Raw genomic sequence first — 17234 nt, forward strand, 5'->3', positions numbered from 1 at the left:
TCGGCTATGAGAAAAAACATCCTGACTACCCTTATCGCCATCCTGCTACCACTCATCGTCTGCCCGCAGACCTATAAATATATAGGTATGGAAGACGGATTGAGCAACCGGCAGGTGTATGCCATCGAAAAAGACCGGAAAGGCTACATGTGGTTCCTGACCCCCGAAGGCATCGACCGCTACAACGGAAAGGAGTTCAAACACTACAAGCTGATGGACGGCGAACAGGAACTCAACTCGGCCATCAACCTGAACTGGCTCTATCTGGACACCGACGGGGTGTTGTGGGAGATAGGCAAGAAGGGCCGCGTCTTCCGCTACGAAAGCCAGCACGACCGTTTCCAACTGGTGTACAAGCTTCCCGAACAGACAGAAAAGGAACACAATACGCCCGTGAGCTATGGTTACGTGGACGAGAAAGGCCAGATATGGCTCTGTACCCGCAAGCAGATATACCTGTATGATAGCCGCAACAACCACACCCGGCACATCCGCAACCAGCTGGACGAAAACATCACCTGCATCCTGCAAACCGATACCGCACACTACTTCATCGGCACCGACCAGGGCATACACTATGCCGAACTGAAGGACAGCATCCTGCAACTGAACCCTTGCGACAAGCTCGACTCCCTGAACCTGCAGGTCAACGAGCTCTACCTCGACAAGAGTACCCGAAAAGTGTTCATCGGCACCTTCCTGAAGGGTATCTTCGTCTACGACCTGAACAGGCACCAACTTCTGCAACTACAAACCGAATTGACAGACATCACCATCAACAGCATACAGGAATTCGGAAAGAACACGGTACTCATTGCTACCGACGGAGCCGGTGTCTACCGGCTGAACACCGATACCTACGAGTGCGAACCCTACATCACGGCCGATTACAACCGCTACAACGCGATGAACGGCAACAGCATCACCGACCTCTACATCGACGACGAACAACGCATCTGGATGGCAAACTTCCCCATCGGCATCACCGTGCGCGACAACCGCTATGCCGACTTCCACTGGATCAAGCACTCCATCGGCAACCGCCAGTCGCTCGTGAACAACCGTGTGAATGCCGTCATCGAAGACCGCGACGGCGACCTGTGGTTTGCCACGGACAACGGCATCAGCCTCTACAACGACCGCCAGGAGCAATGGACCTCCTTCCTGAGCACTTTCGAAACCGGTGGAAAAAACAAGAGCCATTCCTACATCTCCCTGTGCGAAGTGGCACCCGGCATCATCTGGGCAGGCGGATACTCGTCCGGCGTCTACCAGATAGACAAGCGCAACCGTTCGGTGCAATTCTTCACGCCTGCCTCGATGGGTAATGCCGGCATCCGTGCCGACAAGTACATCCGTGCCATCCTGAAGACAAGCGACGGCAAGATATGGGCCGGCGGTTACTATAACCTCAAGGAAATAGATTACACACGCAGGCAGGTGCGCCTCATCGGAGGCCTGTCGGACATCACCGCCCTGACAGAAAACGACTCCACACACCTGTGGGTAGGCACTGTCAACGGGCTCTACCGCCTCGAGAAACAGAGCGGCAAGGCCGAATATGTGGAGCTGCCCGTTGAGTCACACTACATCTACTCCCTCTACCAGTCGGACGACCAGAAGCTATACATCGGCACCAACAACACGGGCTTGCTCATATACGACCTGGAGGAGAAACAGTTTTACCACTTCGACAAAGACAACAGCTCGCTCATCTCCAACAACATCTATTGTATTCTGCCTGATGGTGAGGGAGGCTTCTTCCTAAGTACCGAAAGCACCTTGACTACCTTCAATCCACATAGTAAAATCTTCCACAACTGGACAAAAGAACAAGGGCTAAAAGCCGAACATTTCAACGCTTCAGCAGGTACTCTCAGACGTAACGGCCAACTGGTCTTCGGAAGTACCGATGGTGCCATCGAGTTCGACAAGAACATGGTATTGCCCGACCATTATACCACCAAGATGGTGTTTAGTGATTTCAAAGTACTCTACGAAACAGTCTACCCCGGCGACAAGCACTCGCCGCTGACCACCAACATCGACGACATCGACCTACTCCGTCTGAAATACGACCAGAACATCTTCTCCCTGCAGGTGTCGTCCATCAACTACGACTACCCTTCGCTGGTGCTCTACTCCTGGAAGCTGGAAGGCTTCTACGACAAATGGAGCCAACCCAGCCGCGACAACATCATCAGCTTCACCAATCTGAGCCCCGGCGAATATACCTTGCGCGTGCGGGCCATCTCCAACGAGAACCACGACACAGTGCTCGAGGAGCGAAGCCTGCCTATCGTCATCGACAAGCCCCTTTGGTTCAGCTGGTGGGCATGGCTGGCCTATATCCTCTTCACGCTGGGGGCGCTGATTACGGCCTTGCGCATCTACCTCCTGCGCAAGCAGAAGCGTGAATCGAACGAGAAGATACGCTTCTTCATCAATACCGCCCACGACATCCGTACGCCGCTCACCCTCATCAAGGCGCCGCTGGAAGACCTGGCCAACCACGAACAACTGAGCGAAAGCGGACGGAACAACATCCACACCGCCCTGCGCAACGTACACGTGCTCCTGCGCCTAACCACCAACCTCATCAACTTTGAGCGTGCCGACACGTATGGAGGCAAGCTCCGCGTGGCTGAATATGAGCTGGGAGCTTATCTGGAAGAGACCCTCAACATCTTCCGCGAATATGCCAAGGTGAAACGTATCGCCCTGACTTACGAAAAGAACTTCGACTACCTCAATGTGTGGATAGACAAGGACAAGATGGACTCCATCCTGAAGAACCTCCTGTCCAACGCCTTGAAATATACCGCCGAAGAAGGTAGCGTCGTGCTCGAAGCTACGGAGACGGCCGAACAATGGACAATCGAAGTGAAGGACACGGGTATCGGAGTGCCTGCCGCCGAACAACGGAAGCTCTTCCGCATGCACTTCCGTGGAAGCAATGCCGTCAACGCTAAAATTACAGGAAGCGGCATCGGTCTGCTCCTGGTATGGAAACTTGTCAGATTGCACAAGGGAAAACTGAGCTTCAATAGTACCGAAGGACAAGGCTCCACGGTTCGCGTCAGTTTCCCCAAAAACAGGAAAGCCTATCGCAAGGCTACCTTTGTGGACACCCTGCCCAATCGCGAAACGGAACTTCCGCCTGTCCAGCCAGAAGAGCGAGTGGAGGAAAGCCCGACAGCCACGGTATCCCCCAACCGCGAAAATACGGAGGAACAACCGCAAGCGACCTCGAACCACGAAAAAATACTGGTCGTGGAAGATAACGACGAACTGAGAGAATACCTCCGCCAGACCTTGTCCGACGTATATACCGTGCAGACCTGCAACAACGGCAGGCAAGCCCTCGAAGTGGTGAAGGACTATGCGCCTGACCTCATCATCTCGGACATCATGATGCCCGAAATGCGTGGAGACGAATTGTGCCGCACACTGAAGAAAGACATCAACACGTCGCACATCCCCATTATCCTGCTCACAGCCCTCAACACCGAACGGAGCATCATCGAGGGTTTGCAGACAGGGGCCGACGACTATCTTGTGAAACCCTTCAACGTAGGTATCCTGCGCGCCACCATCGCCAACCTGCTACAAAACCGACGCCTGTTGCGGAGCAAGTATGCAAACCTCGCCATAAACGACGAAAAGCCCGAAACGCCCTGCAACAATTGTACGGACGACCTCGACTGGAAGTTTATTACCACTGTGACCCGCTACGTGGAAGACAACATCGAGAAGAGCGAATTCAACGTGGACAGTCTCTGTGCCCTGATGAACATGAGCCGCACCAGCTTCTACAACAAGCTGAAAGCACTGACCGACCAGGCGCCAGCCGACTACATCCGCATCATCCGCCTGAAGCGTGCCGCCAAGCTGCTCCGGGAAAAGCAATACAACATCACGGAAATATCCGAAATGACCGGTTTCAACGACGTGAAGTATTTCCGCGAGGTCTTCAAGAAGTATTATAAGGTGAGCCCCAGCCAATATGCCAAGGGCGGGGACGAGCCTTCCAACGAAAAGGACATAGAAAGACAACAATGAACATTTACCTCGAAGCATTCTCCATCTTCTTCAAGATAGGAGCCTTTACCATCGGGGGAGGCTATGCCATGGTGCCTCTCATCGAAAACGAGATTGTAACAAAACGCAACTGGATAGCCAAGGACGACTTCATCGACCTGCTGGCCATCTCGCAGTCGTCGCCCGGCATCCTGGCAGTCAACATCTCCATCTTCATCGGCTACCGCCTGCGCGGCATCCGTGGAAGCATCGTCACGGCACTGGGCACCATCCTGCCCTCGTTCCTCATTATCCTGGCCATCGCCCTCTTCTTCCACAACTTCAAGGAGAACACCGTGGTGGAACGCATCTTCAAGGGCATCCGTCCGGCCGTCGTAGCGCTCATCGCCGCGCCCACGTTCAGCATGGGCAAGTCGGCACGCATCAACCGCTACAACCTGTGGATACCCGTTGTGTCGGCCCTGCTCATCTGGCTCCTGGGTTTCTCACCCATTTGGATCATCATTGCTGCAGGCGTAGGCGGATTCTTCTATGGAAAATGGAAAGCAAGACAAGAGAAAGAAAACATTCATTCATAAAACAAACGAAAATCTGAAAACATGCTCTATCTACATCTGTTCTATACATTCTTCAAGATAGGATTGTTCGGATTCGGAGGCGGCTATGCCATGCTCTCCATGATACAGGGTGAAGTCGTGACGCGCTACGAGTGGCTGACACCGCAGGAGTTTACCGACATCGTGGCCATCAGCCAGATGACCCCCGGCCCCATCGGCATCAACTCAGCCACCTACGTAGGCTTCACGGCCACGGGCAGTGTGTGGGGCTCCGTCATCGCCACCTTTGCCGTGGTGCTCCCGTCGTTCATCCTGATGCTCACTATCAGCAAGTTCTTCCTGAAGTATCAGAAGCATCCGGCCGTAGAGGCCATATTTGCAGGCCTCCGCCCTGCGGTGGTGGGTTTGCTCGCCTCGGCCGCCCTGGTGTTGATGAATGCCGAGAACTTTGGCTCGCCCACCGAAGACACGCGTTCGTTCGTCATCAGCTGTATCATCTTCCTCGTGGCCTTCGTGGGCACCAGGAAGTACAAGTTGAACCCCATCGGCATGATTGTGGCCTGCGGGGTAGCGGGGCTGATACTTTATTAAAGCTTGATTTTCTTCTTCACCGACTTCGACTCGTTGTGCAGGCGGTCGAGGGCGGTCACCACGTAGCGGTACTTCGTCTTGCCGTCTTCGTAGGGCAACTTGTACCACGGCTGGTTGGTAATGGCCACGATGTGCGACGGGTCGTCGATATTCACATCTTCCTTGTCGGCAAAGCGATAAACCACGTAGCGCACGGCACGGTCCATCTCGTCCTTATACTTTGGTGCCGTCCAGAAGAGAATATAGCCGTCTTCTGTCCACACGGGCTTCAGCTTGCGCACCTTGCCGGGAGCCTTGTCGTCCATAAAGTCGAACACAGGCGGCAGGGCGGGATACTTGTGATACTCGGCTATCAGGGCGTCGCGATACTTGCCCGCATTCTCCACCACCGCGCCGGCATACCACTGGCAACTTCCGCCAATCGTCTGATAGGCACGTTGCAGGGCCATCTTGGCGGGCAGCTGGTTGATGTTGGGGTTCTTGGGGTCGGCATTTTGGACGGTGTTCATCACCGACTGGCCGATGAAGAGCGGACGCCCCTCGCTATGCTTGGCCCACCAGTCAACAAGCACGGCATAGTCGGCTACCGGATGGCCTATCTGCCAGTAAATCTGCGGGATATTGTAGTCTATCCAACCTTCGCGTGCCCAAAGCAGCACGTCGGCGTAAAGGTCGTCGTAGTTTTGCAAGCCGCGGGTCTTGCTTCCCAACGGGTCGCTCGAGTCGTTGCGGTAGATGCCGAAAGGCGACACGCCGAACTTGACCCAAGGCTTCAGAGCGCGCACCGTTTCGTGTATCTTGCGGATGAGCAGGTTGACGTTGCTACGCCGCCAGTCGCCGATGTTGTCGAAGCCGCCACCATAGCGGGCAAAGCTGGCCGAGTCGGGGAACTCCACCCCTTTCGTGGGATAGGGATAGAAGTAGTCGTCCATGTGGATGGCATCGACATCGTAGCGCGACACAATGTCGCTCACCACCTGGCAGATGTAATCACGGCTCTGCGGCAAGGCAGGGTCGAAGAACAGCTGGTTGCCGTAGGTAAGGAACCACTCGGGGTGGCGGTTGTAGATGTGTTGCGGCGCCAGCTGGTTGGCCAGCGACGTCTTCACCCGATAAGGGTTGATCCAGGCATGAAACTCCATGCCGCGCTTGTGGCACTCGTCTATCATGAACTGCATGGGGTCCCAATAGGGTTGCGGTGCCTGCCCCTGTACCCCCGTCAGGTAACGGCTCCAGGGCTCAAGCTTCGAGGCATAGAGCGCGTCGGCCTCGGGGCGCACCTGGAAGATGATGGCATTGATGCCCGCCTTCTGCAAGGAGTTGAGCTGGCCGATGAGGGTGGCCTGCATCTGCGCGGCCGGCATGCCCTTGAACTGGCCGTTCACCGCCTGAATCCAGGCGGCACGGAATTCACGTTTGGGATAGCGTTGCCCCGTCAGTTCCTGCGCCCATACGGCACACGAAGCCAGCAACAACATCCACACGAACAAGTTTTTCAGTTTCATTGTTTTCATCTGTTTTTTTAGAATTGCCACAAAGATAGTGCAAAGCGAGGGAAGTACCAAGGTGAACAAACGGTTTTCGCGCTTTACGCCCCCAGAGACCTCCACTCTATACCTCAGAAAGGGCTGGGAAAAGCATCTGTTCAAGCTGGGAAAAGCGATGCTTTAAGCTGGGGAAAGCAATGTTTTAAGCTGGACAAAACAATGCTTTAAGCTGGGCAAACGGACGCTCCATCCGCACCGAAGCGGCCACAATCCCTGCCAAGCCGTTATTTTTCTGAAAAATTGACCAACAAGTCTCTACAAAATACGGTCAAAAATTGCGGTTTGATTTGTTTTTCCGTAACTTCGCATGCCGTAAGCGAGAAAAAGACATGAGTGAAACCAAATCCATCATCATAAAAGGCGCCCGCGTCAACAACCTGAAGAACATCGACGTCGAGATACCGCGAGGCCGGCTGGTAGTCATCACCGGCCTGTCGGGCTCAGGCAAGTCGTCGCTGGCCTTCGACACCCTCTACGCCGAGGGGCAACGCCGCTATGTGGAGAGCCTCAGCAGCTATGCACGCCAGTTCCTGGGACGCATGAGCAAGCCCGAGTGCGACTACATCAAGGGCATCCCCCCCGCCATTGCCATCGCGCAGAAGGTGAACAGCCGCAACCCGCGCTCTACCGTGGGCACCTCGACCGAAATCTACGAATACCTGCGCCTGCTCTACGCCCGCATCGGACGCACGTTCAGCCCCGTCAGCGGGCAGGAGGTGAAGAAGCACTCGGCCGAAGACATCGTCCAGTGCATGCTGGAGTACCCCGAAGGTACCCGCTTCACCGTCCTCACCCCTCTGCTTGTGCCCCAGGGACGTACGATGAAGGAGCAGCTGGCCATCGACCAGAAGCAGGGTTTCACCCGCCTGGAAGTGAACGGACAGGCCATGCGCATCGACGAATACGAACCGCATGAAGGCGACAACGTCTTCCTGCTGATAGACCGCCTGACGGCCTCGGCCGCCAAAGACACCGTGAGCCGATTGACTGACTCCGTAGAGACGGCCATGTACGAGGGCGACGGTGCCTGCCTGCTACGCTTCTACCAGCCCGACGGCACCACCCGCCTCTATCGCTTCAGCACCAAGTTCGAAGCCGACGGCATCACCTTCGAGGAGCCAAACGACCAGATGTTCTCCTTCAACTCGCCCATGGGCGCCTGCCCCGAGTGCGAAGGCTTCGGCCGAATCATCGGTATCGACGAGCATCTGGTGGTGCCCAACCGTGCCCTGTCCGTCTACGACGGAGCCGTGATGTGCTGGCGAGGCGAGAAGATGGGCGAATGGCGCGACATGGTCATCCGCGGAGCCGAAAAGGCAGGCTTCCCCATTTTTACCCCCTACTACCAGCTGACCGACGAGCAGCGCCGCATGTTGTGGGAGGGTACGCCCTACTTCGAAGGCATCAACGCCTTCTTCCGCATGTTGCAGGAGAACCAATACAAGATACAATACCGCGTGATGCTGGCCCGCTACCGCGGCAAGACCATCTGTCCGCGTTGCCACGGTAGCCGCCTGAAGCCTGAAGCGGGCTACGTACGGGTAGGCGGACGCAACATCTCGGAGCTGGTGGACCTGCCCATTACCGAGCTGAAGGCATTCTTCGACCATCTGAAGCTGACCGAACACGAAATGCAAGTGGCCAGCCGCATCCTGACGGAGATAAACAGCCGCATCCGTTTCCTTGTCGACGTGGGCCTGGGCTATCTGACACTGAACCGTCTGAGCAACTCCCTGTCGGGCGGCGAGAGCCAGCGCATCAACCTGGCCACCTCGCTGGGCAGCAGCCTTGTGGGGAGTCTCTACATACTGGACGAACCCAGCATCGGCCTCCATAGCCGCGACACGGACAAGCTGATATGTGTCTTGCGCCAACTCCAGCAGTTGGGCAACACGGTAGCCGTCGTAGAGCACGACGAAGAAATCATCCGCGCCGCCGACTACATCATCGACATCGGCCCCAAAGCCGGACGCCTGGGAGGCGAGGTGGTGTATCAGGGTGACATGAAAGACCTCCAGAAGCATAGCAACAGCTACACCGTGCGCTACCTGCTGGGCGAAGAAACCATCCCCGTGCCCACGCAACACCGCCCGTGGAATAACTATATCGAAATAAAAGGTGCCCGCGAGAACAACCTGAAGGGCATCGATGTGCGCTTCCCCCTGAACGTGATGACCGTAGTAACGGGTGTCAGCGGTTCGGGTAAAAGTACGCTGGTGCGCGACATCTTCTACCGCGCCCTGAAGCGCGAGTTGGACGAATGCAGTGACCGCCCGGGCGAATTCGTAAGCATCGAAGGCGACCTGCGCAACCTGCGCAACGTGGAGTTCGTCGACCAGAACCCCATCGGTAAGTCGTCGCGCAGCAATCCCGTGACCTACCTCAAGGCCTACGACGAGATACGCAAGCTCTATGCCGAACAGCCGTTGGCCAAGCAGATGGGCTACACGGCCGGCTACTTCAGCTTCAACAGCGAAGGCGGCCGTTGCGAGGAATGCAAGGGCGAAGGTACCATCACCGTGGAAATGCAGTTCATGGCCGACCTGGTGCTGGAGTGCGAGTCGTGCCACGGCAAGCGCTTCAAGCCCGACACGCTGGAGGTACGCTTCCACGACGCCAACATCTACGACGTACTTGAAATGACTGTCGATCAGGCCATCGAGTTCTTCGGCCAGCACGGGCAGAAGAAAATCGTCAAGAAGCTCATCCCGTTGCAGGACGTAGGCCTGGGCTACATCAAGCTGGGGCAGTCGTCGTCCACTCTCTCGGGCGGCGAGAACCAGCGCGTCAAGCTGGCCTACTACCTGAGCATGGAGAAGGCCGATCCGACACTCTTCATCTTCGACGAGCCCACCACTGGCCTCCACTTCCACGACATCCGCAAGCTGCTCGAAGCCTTCGACGCTCTCATCCGGCGCGGACACAGCATCGTCATCATCGAGCACAACCTGGATGTCATCAAGTGTGCCGACTACGTGATAGACCTCGGCCCCGAAGGCGGCGACCGCGGCGGAAACCTCGTCGTGGCAGGCACGCCCGAAGAGGTAGCTGCCTGTGCCGCCAGCTACACGGGTCAGTTCCTGAAAGAGAAACTACAACAAGCCGACTCCTGACCATGCAGACGCCTACCATTATCCTGAGCATCGCCGGTTCCGATCCCTCGGGTGGAGCTGGCATACAGGCCGACATCAAAACCATCTCGGCGCTGGGAGGCTATGCGGCGGCGGCCATCACCGCTATCACCGTGCAAAACACGCGGGGCGTCACGTCCGTCGACTACCTGCCCGGCCCGCTTGTGGCCGCACAAACGGAAGCTGTCTTGGGCGACCTGCATCCTGCCGCCGTCAAAATCGGCATGACAGGACGCGCCGACATCATAGTAAATTTGGCAGCCTGCCTAAGCAAATATCCCGATACGCCTGTCGTGCTCGACCCCGTGATGTTGTCGAGTAGCGGTCATCCGCTGATGGAGCCTAATGCCACCGAAGCCCTCCGAACAGAGTTGTTCCCACGATGCCGCCTGGTAACTCCCAACTTAAACGAGGCCTCATTTCTTTTAGGAAAAAATCTCCATACTCTTCAAGACATGGAGCAGGCAGCCACTGAACTGTCCCAACACTACGGCTGCGCCTTTCTACTGAAAGGTGGCCATCTGGAAGGTGATCGCATGACTGACGTCCTCTTCGACGAACAGACACACCATTTCAGCAGTGCCCGCATCAACACAAGCAATCTGCATGGCACCGGCTGTACGCTCTCATCCGCCATCGCAACCTTCCTCGGGCAAGGCAATTCCCTCCCCGAAGCCGTACGACTGGCCAAAGCCTATATGGACAAAACCATCAAAGCCGCCAGCCAATGGGAAATAGGCAGTGGATACGGCCCGTTGTGCCATTTTCCCCCAAACCTTAAACTGTAAAAAGCTGATTGCATGAAAATCATTGTACTGACCCACCCTGAATTCCTTCCAGACGAAGCTGAAGCGTTGACCTGTCTTCTGGACAAAGGCCTTGACCGTTTGCACTTGCGCAAACCCGGCTGTAGCGAAGCACAGCTAGAAGCCCTTATCCGCCAACTGCCAACCGAATACTACAAACGTATCAGCCTACACGACCATTTTTCCTTGCAGGCACGCTACCATTTGGGAGGCATCCATCTGAACAGTCGTAATCCCCAGCCTCCCCAGGACTTCAAAGGAATCATAAGCTGCTCATGCCACACACTGGAAGAAGTCTCCTACTATGGTCCACAGACCGACTATCATTTCCTGAGTCCTATTTTCGACAGCATCTCCAAGCAAGGCTATCGCTCAGGCTTCAATGAAGCCCAGTTGCGACGAGCCTCTGCCGAAGGTATTCTCACCAACAAAACTATCGCTTTGGGTGGCGTATCTGCAAGCAAACTGCCTCTACTGCACGCACTAAGATTTGGAGGTGCAGCCTTTCTAGGAGACATCTGGCACGACTACCACTCGGCAGCCAATTTGTCTACCCTGCTCCATCATTTTAAAGAACTACTAAATACATGTAAGGAACTTGATAAATCAAATCGAATAACAATCAAAACTAAGACATAACGTAATCCTACAGATTATTAATCGTATTTTGATTATACTCCTGACAGAATTTCTCTCTCAATGCCCTAGGAGGCATTCCCAAATGTTTTTTTACATACCGACCAAAAAAAGATATATTTGGAAAATCTAGTTCATTCACAATCTCCTTAATCGTCTTCGAAGAATATTTCAAGAGGTATTCAACATCCTTCAAGACATATTGGTCTATCAGACTCGAAGCAGTCTGCATACTAGCAGCCTTACAAATGGAAGACAGATATTTAGGTGTGACATTCAGGCGATCTGCATAGTAAGAAACCTCCCTGTTCTTTGGATAGGACGTTTCCAACAAATCGATAAACTTCTTGAAAAGACATTCACCAGAAGTATAAGACCGTGAAGGCAGTTGTATCACCCTGCTCAGATGGTTCTGCATGTCATAAAAAAAAGCCAACATCAGTAAATTGATAACTTTTTCCTGAACTACCGACGGCAAATGAACTTTGGAGCACAGCAAATCATAATATTGCTTCCAGACAATCACTTCATTCGGAGACAAAGTAAATAACGGATTTTTCTCAAACAACAGCTTAATATCCCATATATTGTCAGCCATCGGAAGCAGTTTATGAATATACTCTCTCGACATTCCAATGCACTGACATTGAAAATCCACACTTGACAGGGTACCCTCTATTATGTTATTGGGAGGACAGATAAAAATATCATTTTTGTAAGCTACATAAGTTGTCCCGTTTATGTTTACCTGAGCTTTTCCCTCCAGCACAAGAGCTATGACATAAATTTCTGTCTGAACCATACTGCTTACATCAATATCCTTCAAATTACTGATAAATGCTAATTTACCATCATTGTATATGGTAAGCTCCTGGAACTCATTTGCATTTAAGTTTACTTTCTTGATATTCTCTACTTTCTGCATAATTACATAAATTTTTCGTTTGCAAAGAAACTGGATTATATTGAACAAATTACCGTCTATAATAGCCTAAAAGTGATCTATATGTCTTATTTTTCAACAGACTTCTCAAATAGGACATTTTTGGAGATATGAAAATAATCACATTTCAGATTAAACGCTATTCCTTTGCCCCCCAAAAAATAAAACAATAACCCCAATAAAATGAAAAAGAACTATTTGACAACAACATTATGGATGGCCATTCTATTGACTGGATGCCAAAGAAATGACAATCAAGCTACAGAAAAACAACCGATCAAGGTAAAAGTGATAACAGTATCGGCAAGTACCGACGGACAAGGAAAAAGCTACTCTGGCACTGTAGAGGAAGGCAATGGAACTTATCTTAGTTTTCCTGTCATGGGAACTGTAAAAACGCTGCACTTTCATTTGGGGCAGCACATCTCAAAAGGACAATTGCTTGCTACACTTGATTCGACCTCTATGCAAAGCAGTTATAATGCCGCTAGAGCTTCATTAGTGCAAGCAGAAGATGCCCATCAAAGAATGAAAGAATTGCACGACAAGGGAAGTTTGCCCGAAATACAGTGGATAGAAGTACAAAGCAAATTACAACAAGCACAAGCTTTAGAAGAAATTGCAAACAAAAACCTAAAAGATTGCAAGCTTCTTGCTCCATTTGAAGGAGTAATAGCTGAAAAATCAATAGAAGTTGGTCAGAATGTTACTCCAGGCATCCCTGTAGCCAAACTAGTTACAGCACATCACCTGAAAATAAAAATAGCAGTACCTGAAACAGAAATAACAGATGTACGCCTCTCTCAAAGAGTAGATATAAAGGTACCTGCTCTCGGAGGAAAGTTACTGACAGGAACAATAGAAGAAAAAGGAATAATAGCACATCCGCTGTCACGTTCATATGAAGTAAAAATACATATAGACAACGATGCTAAAGATCTGATGCCTGGTATGATAACAGAAGTTGTCCTGAGAAAGGATACGGAAAAAGATGCCTGTTATATTATTCCAGCGAATATTGTTCAACTCGACGAAAAGAACAACAATTTTGTTTGGATAGAGAAAGATGGTAAAGCAAGCAAACAAATCATAAAGTGCGGCGAATTCACCCCCAAAGGAGTAACTGTAGTATCCGGTTTACAAAACGGAACGCAAGTAATCGTGGAAGGACAACAAAAAGTGTGTGAAGGAACAAGCTTGACGATAATATAAAGGACATACGACAATGGATAAAAACAATAAAAAGCGTAACGCTGTGGAATGGGCCATGCACTACCGGCAGATTATCATTCTGGTAGTATGTTGCCTTGTCGCTTTCGGCATTTACAGTTTGCCGGAAATGCGAAAAAACGAATTTCCCGACTTCACAATCCGTCAGGGTGTCGTCGTTGCAGTAGCCCCCGGATATACAGCTGAAGACATGATGGAAAAAGTGACCAAACCTTTGGAAGAATATATCTTCACTTACAAAGAAGTACGAAAGGAGAAAACTTTCTCCAAAAGCAAAGATGGCATTGTCTATATACAGGTTCAACTGAATGATGAACTGAACAATAAGGACGAATTCTGGAGTAAATTCAAACATGGAATATCTGTGTTTAAAGCCCAGCTTCCTTCAGGAGTATTGGCGCTGCAAGTAATGGATGATTTCGGAGATACATCTGCCCTACTCATCACAATGGAAAGCGAAAACAAGACTTATCGCGAACTGGATACATACATGGAACAGTTGCAGAACCGCCTGAGACGCATTTCCAGCGTAGGACGCATGAGCGTAAGCGGACTCCAGAAAGAACAAATCTCCATCTATATCGACAACGACCGTCTCTCACAATACGGACTCAATGAACAGACTTTGGCCCTATCGTTAATGCAAAAAGGATTCGTCACTTCAGATGGTCGTATCAAAACCGGTAACTATGTACAGCCAGTCTACGTCAGCCGGTCATTAAACACTGTTTTCGATGTACAACAACAGATAGTATACACTGATCCGCAAGGGAATAATATACGCCTGAAAGACATTGCACGTGTAGTGAAAGAATACCCCGAAACAGACAGCTACATCACCAACAACGGACATAAATGTTTGCTTCTTTCAGTTGAAATGAAGAAAGGACAAAACATCGTAAAAATGGGAGAAGCAGTCAATGAAACCATCAGCACATTTCAACAAGAACTGCCAGAAGATGTAACCATTTTCCGCATCACCGACCAAAGCCAAGTAGTAGACAATAGTGTAAAAAACTTTCTGCGCGAACTAGTCATAGCTATTGTAGCAGTTATTGCTGTAGTAATGCTCCTGCTTCCAATCAGAGTAGCACTGGTCGCTGCTTCGACTATCCCAATCACCATTTTCATTTCTTTAGGTCTATTCCATGCATTCAACATTGAGTTGAATACGGTGACACTAGCTGCATTGATTGTAACTCTTGGAATGATTGTAGACAACTCAATCGTTATTATAGACAGCTATTTGGAAAAATTAGGAGAAGGAACCTCACGCTGGCATGCTTCTATTATAAGCACCACACACTTTTTCAAATCTATTTTTTCGGCCACGTTGGCTATCAGTATCACCTTCTTTCCGTTTCTGATGACCACAACAGGAATGATTAATGATTTTCTGCAAAGCTTCCCATGGGCTATAACCATCGTCTTGGGCGTATCCTTGCTGGTAGCTACACTGCTTGTACCATTCCTGCAATTCTTCTTTATCCGTAAACCCATGGAGAAAAAAGAGCAAAAATCATTTTCATTTCTCGACTTATTACAACATTACTACAACCGATTATTTGATTGTTGTTTTTCGCATCCTAAAATAACTGTCGGCATTGGTTTGTGTTCAGTAATAGCAGGTATATTACTGATGGCTAAACTTCCCCAGCAACTGATGCCGTATGCCGATCGCAACCAATTTGCCGTAGAAATATACCTTCCGACTGGTACAGACGTAAAATAAACAGCAGAAATTGCCGACAGCTTAGAACATATCCTCCGTCAAGATAACCGTGTAGTAAGTGTAGCATCGTTTAAAGGTTGCGCTTCACCACGTTTTCAGACCACTTATGCGCCACAGATAGCAGGTACAAACTTTGCCCAGTTCATTGTCAACACAACTGGCGTGGAAGAAACGGTAACACTATTGAACGAATATGCTCCCCGATATACAGATTATTTCCCAAATGCTCGTATCCGCTTCAAACAATTAAGTTACAATGAAGCTGTTTATCCTATCGAAATACGCTTGAGCGGAGACGACCGTGAAGCAATAAAAAAAGATGCAGATAGTATTAAAACGATATTACAAGGAATACCCGGACTTATTCTAGTTCAGACTGACCAAAATGAACCATTGGCAGCTTCAGATATCATATTACGTGAAGATGAAGCCAGCCGTTTGGGAATCAGCAACCTGAATATCGAAACAACGTTAGCCATGCGTTACGGTTCAGGAATACCTCTGACCGATATGTGGGAAGGAGACTATGCAATCCCCGTTGTATTGAAAAGTGAAAAATCAGACAGTGCCTCACTGACAGATTTACAAAATGAATTGATTCCCGTAGCAGGAGGTGCATCTTATGTACCTCTTAGGCAAATAGCCGATGTAATCCCAGCATGGAAGGAAAGTCAAATCATTCGTCGCAATGGAATCTGTACACTTACCATAATGGCCGAAGTTGAACGTGGCAGAAACACCATGGAAGCAATGAGCCTTGTACAGCAGAAAATGAGTAGTTTCCATTTCTCTCCAGGAGTAAGTATGAACTATGGAGGTGATTACGAAGACAGTGCAGAAAAAATGCCCCCGGTAATGGCAGGCCTAATGGTTGCGGCAGTCGTCATTTTCTTTATCCTAGTCATCCATTTCCACAAAGTGAATATTGCAACTCTTATCTTTTCCAACATGACCCTCTGCCTGTTTGGGACAGCTGTTGGTATCTTGATTCAAGGAGTAGATTTCAGCATAACTTGCGTACTCGGTATTGTCAGTCTGATGGGAATTATAGTCCGTAACGGAATCATCATGATAGATTATGCCGAAGAATTGCGTGTAACTGAAGGGATGTCAGCTTCGGATGCAATCTATCATTCAGCCCGCCGCCGTATGAGACCTATTTTCCTGACTTCAGCAGCGGCCTCCATGGGAGTAATACCAATGATATTAGGGAAAAGCGGGCTATGGATGCCAATGGGAACGGTCATCTGTTACGGGACACTCATCACGATGGTATTCCTGCTCACCGTACTTCCATGCGCTTACTTACTAATATTCAGAGGTAGCTCCCGAAAACGACTGCAAGCAGCAAGTCTTGAAAAACAATAAAAACAATAAAAACAATATCCACAATTATTAATAACACGTATATGAACTTTACAAAACATATTTTTCTATTTTTAATTGGCTGTGCAGGTATAATGCCTGCACTTGCCCAGCAAACATATACATTGGACGAATGTATTCGCGAGGCTCTTTCAAACAATGTTCGTATCAAAAATGCCAATAACGACCTTTCAGCCTCACAGCATGTACGCCAAAAAGCCTTTACCCAATACTTTCCTACGTTTAGCGCTTCGGGAGGCGGATTTATGTCAGACAAGGGATTACTTGAAATGAAAATGATGCCTGGAGAAAAAATCTCTATGCTGAAAAACGGCGTAATAGGCGGTGTCACTGCCACAATGCCTCTCTTCACAGGTGGACAAATTATTAACGCCAACAAATTGTCAAACATAAATGTAGAAGTCAGCCGCCTGCAACGTAACCAGTCTGAAAATGAAGTACGACTGACAACCGAACAATATTTCTGGCAAATTGTCATGCTAAAAGAAAAATTGAAAACTCTTTCTGTTGTAGAAGAGCAATTACATGAGGGTGTGTCGTAATACGCGATTCACCCTCTTTTCTTTATCAACGATAAGAGCGTTGTTAACTTTTTCAAGCAGCGATATTCTGAAGATAATCTCGATATTTTGTT

The 17234-nt window shown here is 50.3% G+C and carries 10 protein-coding genes and 1 pseudogene; 9 read left to right on the forward strand and 2 right to left on the reverse strand.

Annotated elements, in window-relative coordinates; translation table 11 throughout:
* Positions 1 to 6: 6 nt before the first annotated feature.
* The 3 genes from HF894_RS11865 to HF894_RS11875 are packed head-to-tail and all read left to right on the forward strand — an operon-like array spanning position 7 to position 5189.
* A complete protein-coding gene (locus HF894_RS11865; RefSeq protein ID WP_204972570.1) occupies positions 7 to 4062 on the forward strand; it encodes a hybrid sensor histidine kinase/response regulator transcription factor in 4056 nt (1351 codons plus the stop codon).
* Complete coding sequence (locus HF894_RS11870) at positions 4059 to 4619, forward strand: chromate transporter (RefSeq protein WP_021847553.1); 561 nt, start codon at positions 4059 to 4061, stop codon at positions 4617 to 4619. Before HF894_RS11865 ends, HF894_RS11870 begins: the two co-directional genes overlap by 4 nt.
* A gap of 21 nt (positions 4620 to 4640) precedes the next feature.
* Positions 4641 to 5189, forward strand: a complete 549-nt coding sequence (locus HF894_RS11875) for a chromate transporter (protein WP_021847552.1) — start codon at positions 4641 to 4643, stop codon at positions 5187 to 5189.
* Here HF894_RS11875 and HF894_RS11880 read toward each other — a convergent pair.
* Positions 5186 to 6694 carry a glycoside hydrolase family 10 protein gene (locus HF894_RS11880; protein WP_021847551.1) on the reverse strand — a complete coding sequence of 503 codons (1509 nt, stop codon included), beginning with the start codon at positions 6692 to 6694 and terminating at the stop codon, positions 5186 to 5188. The two genes, HF894_RS11875 and HF894_RS11880, sit on opposite strands and share 4 nt — an antisense overlap.
* 371 nt (positions 6695 to 7065) lie before the next feature.
* Here HF894_RS11880 and uvrA point away from each other — a divergent pair, with 371 nt between their 5' ends.
* Genes uvrA through HF894_RS11895 form a run of 3 tightly spaced genes read left to right on the forward strand, consistent with a single transcriptional unit; the run spans position 7066 to position 11312 of the window.
* The gene (uvrA, locus tag HF894_RS11885; protein WP_204972572.1) at positions 7066 to 9849 is read left to right on the forward strand and encodes an excinuclease ABC subunit UvrA; all 2784 of its coding nucleotides are present in this window, start codon (positions 7066 to 7068) and stop codon (positions 9847 to 9849) included.
* Positions 9850 to 9851: 2 nt separating this feature from the next.
* Positions 9852 to 10655 (forward strand): bifunctional hydroxymethylpyrimidine kinase/phosphomethylpyrimidine kinase, encoded by an 804-nt coding sequence (thiD, locus tag HF894_RS11890; protein ID WP_021847549.1) that lies wholly within the window; start codon positions 9852 to 9854, stop codon positions 10653 to 10655.
* A 12-nt stretch (positions 10656 to 10667) separates the two neighbouring features.
* The gene (locus tag HF894_RS11895) at positions 10668 to 11312 is read left to right on the forward strand and encodes a thiamine phosphate synthase (RefSeq protein WP_204972574.1); all 645 of its coding nucleotides are present in this window, start codon (positions 10668 to 10670) and stop codon (positions 11310 to 11312) included.
* A 7-nt stretch (positions 11313 to 11319) separates the two neighbouring features.
* On the opposite strand, the gene HF894_RS11900 is transcribed toward HF894_RS11895, so the two are convergent.
* The gene (locus tag HF894_RS11900; RefSeq protein WP_021847548.1) at positions 11320 to 12234 is read right to left on the reverse strand and encodes an AraC family transcriptional regulator; all 915 of its coding nucleotides are present in this window, start codon (positions 12232 to 12234) and stop codon (positions 11320 to 11322) included.
* A gap of 201 nt (positions 12235 to 12435) precedes the next feature.
* On the opposite strand from HF894_RS11900, the gene HF894_RS11905 reads away from it, so the two are divergent.
* The 3 genes and pseudogenes from HF894_RS11905 to HF894_RS11915 all read left to right on the forward strand — a co-directional run bounded on the left by HF894_RS11905 (position 12436) and on the right by HF894_RS11915 (position 17142).
* Positions 12436 to 13464: an efflux RND transporter periplasmic adaptor subunit gene (locus HF894_RS11905; protein WP_204972576.1), complete on the forward strand. Its 1029-nt coding sequence runs from the start codon at positions 12436 to 12438 to the stop codon at positions 13462 to 13464.
* 13 nt (positions 13465 to 13477) lie between these two features.
* Positions 13478 to 16582 (forward strand): annotated as a pseudogene (locus HF894_RS11910) (efflux RND transporter permease subunit).
* A 41-nt stretch (positions 16583 to 16623) separates the two neighbouring features.
* The gene (locus HF894_RS11915; RefSeq protein ID WP_204972578.1) at positions 16624 to 17142 is read left to right on the forward strand and encodes a TolC family protein; all 519 of its coding nucleotides are present in this window, start codon (positions 16624 to 16626) and stop codon (positions 17140 to 17142) included.
* Positions 17143 to 17234: the final 92 nt, after the last annotated feature.

The organism is Caecibacteroides pullorum (assembly GCF_019239235.1).
Taxonomy (GTDB): domain Bacteria; phylum Bacteroidota; class Bacteroidia; order Bacteroidales; family Bacteroidaceae; genus Bacteroides; species Bacteroides pullorum.